General features: G+C 72.1%; 4 protein-coding genes. 3 read left to right on the forward strand and 1 reads right to left on the reverse strand.

All coding sequences use genetic code 11. The annotated features are described in order from the left end of the window. Positions 1-217, reverse strand: a 217-nt coding sequence (locus DAT37_RS43490; RefSeq protein ID WP_157979008.1) for a hypothetical protein, incomplete at its 3' end; no start/stop codon positions are given. A gap of 88 nt (positions 218-305) precedes the next feature. On the opposite strand from DAT37_RS43490, the gene DAT37_RS43495 reads away from it, so the two are divergent. From DAT37_RS43495 to DAT37_RS43505, 3 genes are all read left to right on the forward strand, one after another. After that, entirely contained in the window at positions 306-1028 is a 723-nt protein-coding gene (locus DAT37_RS43495) for an NUDIX hydrolase (RefSeq protein WP_109530840.1), read from the forward strand. Between the two features lie 156 nt (positions 1029-1184). After that, positions 1185-2444, forward strand: coding sequence for an ABC transporter substrate-binding protein (locus DAT37_RS43500; RefSeq protein ID WP_109530841.1), 1260 nt, complete (start codon positions 1185-1187; stop codon positions 2442-2444). Continuing rightward, positions 2441-3027, forward strand: a 587-nt coding sequence (locus DAT37_RS43505) for a carbohydrate ABC transporter permease (protein WP_232840357.1), incomplete at its 3' end; no start/stop codon positions are given. The genes DAT37_RS43500 and DAT37_RS43505, both read left to right, overlap by 4 nt.

Here is a 3027-nt window from a genome sequence, read left to right on the forward strand (position 1 = left end):
AGCCGTACGACGGGGCGACCATGCGGGCCGTGTCGTTGTGCACCCGCCGGAGGACGACGCCGCGGAAGGCCGGGTCCAGGTACACGCCGGCGCACAGGTGCCGGGTGGCGAGGTCCTCCTTCAACGCTCCACGCTGGTCGTGGCTCCGGCCCCCGAGGTGCTCGTACTGGCCGCCGTACTCGTCGTGCCTTTCTCTCGCCGTTCCGGATCGAGCCATGCCGCTCTCCCTAGCCCTGTTTAGGTCCCCTTGACCATAAGTCCGCGAGGTATTTTGAGTCAAGCTGACCTTTAGCTAGAGTGTGCCGATGACGGAAAGGTCGGGCAGGCGCCCGGCGGCGGTGGTCGCGGTGACGGTGGACCTGGTGATCTTCACGGTCCGGCAGGACCGGCTGCACGTGCTGCTCATCGAGCGCGGCAACGAGCCCTACCTCGGCCGGGCCGCGCTGCCCGGCGGGTTCGTCCGCCACGGCGAGACCCTCGACCAGGCCGCGCTGCGCGAGCTGCGGGAGGAGACCGCCCTCGACGGCCGGCAGCTCCACCTGGAGCAGCTCCACGCCTACAGCGAACCGGCACGCGACCCGCGAGGCCGCATCATCACCGTCGCCTACCTGGCGCTCGGCCCCGACCTGCCGCTCCCCGTCGCCGGCACGGACGCCGCCGCGGCCCGGTGGACGCCGCTCTCGTCCGCCCTCGACGGCGGCGTGCCGCTCGCCTTCGACCACGCCGCGATCCTGCGCGACGGGCTGGAGCGGGCCAGGTCCCAGCTTGAGCACACGACGGTGGCCGCCGCGTTCTGCCCCGAGCCCTTCACGGTCGGCGACCTGCGCCGTATCTACGAGGCGGTGTGGGGCTTCAAACTCGACCCCAGCAACTTCCGCAGGAAGGTCACGCGGACGGAGGGGTTCCTGGAGCCGACGGGCGATCGCCGCGTCCCCGAGATCGGCCGCCCGGCCGCCCTCTACCGCCGCGGCCCGGCCTCCCTCCTGATCCCCCCGCTGCTGCGCACAGGCGACGTCACCCTCCCCTGACCCAGAGCCGTCAGCCCCGCTCCGTAAGGGCGCTATCGGGTCATCCTCGGGAGGGGTGAGCGGCGCCCCCTTGATCGCGACATGGCCATACCCGGCTTTTGGCAAGTGATTGGCTGCGCTTGGTCATAGCCTCAGGTGGCGGGGTAGTGCCCGATCATGGCTAGGGCGACGACGAAAGGGCGCAGGGCCGCGGCCCTGCTGCTGGGCGCCGTCGCGCTCCTTCCCGCCGCGTGCGGTTCCGGCGGCGACGAGGGCGTGCCGCTGGTCAACCTCTACAACGCCCCGCAGGAGAACCTCGAGGCCATCGTGGCCCGCTGCAACGACCTCGCCGCGGGCCGCTACCGGATCCTGCTGAACACGCTGCCGCGCGACGCCGACGGCCAGCGTGAGCAGCTCGTGCGGCGGCTCGCCGCGGCCGACCCCGGGCTGGACGTGCTCGGGCTCGACGTCACCTGGACCGCCGAACTGGCCGAGGCGGGCTGGATCCGGGAGTGGACCGGCGACCACGCCAGGCAGGCGCGCGAGGGGACGCTGGCCAAGCCGCTGGAGACCGCCGTCTGGCAGGGCAAGCTGTACGCGGCGCCGTACAACACGAACGTCCAGCTCCTGTGGTACCGCTCCGACCTGGTGCCCAGCCCGCCGCGGACGTGGAACGAGATGATGGCGGTCGCCGCCGAGCTGGCGGCGCGGGGCAAGCCGCACTACGGCGAGGTGACCGGCGCGCAGTACGAGGGGCTCGTCGTCTGGTTCAACAGCCTGGTCGCCTCGGCGGGCGGGCAGATCCTGAACGCCGGCGGCACCCAGGTGGCGCTGGGCCCGCCCGCGCTGAAGGCCCTCGACGTGATGCGCGCCTACGCCACGTCCAAGGCGGCCGACCCGTCGCTGCCCAACACCCAGGAGGACGCCGCGCGGCTCGCCATGGAGGGCGGCCGGGCGGCGTTCGAGGTGAACTGGCCGTTCGTGTACGCGTCCATGGCCGCCAACAAGCCGGACATGCTGCCCGTCTTCAAGTGGGCGCCCTACCCGGGCATCGACGGGGCGGGAGCCTCGCCGCTCGGCGGCGGGAACTTCGCGGTGAGCGCCTACTCCGAGCACCCGGAGGAGTCGTTCCAGGCGGCACTGTGCCTGCGCGACCCGGCCAGCCAGCTCACCGCCGCGGTCAAGGACGGGCTGCCGCCGACGATCGAGTCGGTGTACCAGGACCCCGCCATGGCGGAGCCGTACCCGATGCGGCACGCCATCCTCGACGCGCTCAAGACGGCCGCGCCCCGGCCGAAGACGCCGACCTACCAGAACGTGTCCACCATGATCTCGGCCGCTCTCTCGCCGCCCGCCGAGATCGACCCGCCCGTCACGCTCGCCGAGCTGCGCGAGCAGATCTCCGCCGCGCTGCAGAGCAAGGGGGTGCTCCCGTGACCACGTCCGCTCCGGCCACGCGCCGGGCGCTCACCGAGGGGCAGCGCTCCGAGCGGAGGCTCGGACTGTGGCTCTGCGCGCCCGCCGCGCTCATCATGGTGCTGGTCACCGGCTGGCCGATCGTCTACTCGGTGCTGCTGTCGCTGCAGCGCTACGACCTGCGCTTCCCGGATGACAGGGCGTGGGTGGGGCTGTCCAACTACGCCGTGGTGCTCACCAACGAGTTCTGGTGGAGCGCGTTCTGGGTGACCCTGGTGATCACCGTGATCAGCGTCTCGATCGAGCTGGTGCTGGGCATGCTGCTCGCGCTCGCCATGTACCGGGCGATCGTCGGGCGCGGGCTGGTGCGCACGGTGGTGCTGATCCCGTACGGCATCGTCACGGTGGCGGCGGCCTACGGCTGGAAGTACGCCTGGACGCCCGGCACCGGCTGGCTGGCCGCCGTGCTCCCGGAGGGCACGGCGCCGCTCACCGACCGGCTGTCCGCCATCGCCATCATCATCCTGGCGGAGGTGTGGAAGACCACCCCGTTCATGGCGCTCCTGCTGATGGCCGGCATGGCCGTGGTGCCGGAGGAGCTGCT

This window comes from Nocardia aurea (genome assembly GCF_003123685.1).
Lineage (GTDB): Bacteria > Actinomycetota > Actinomycetes > Mycobacteriales > Mycobacteriaceae > Nocardia > Nocardia aurea.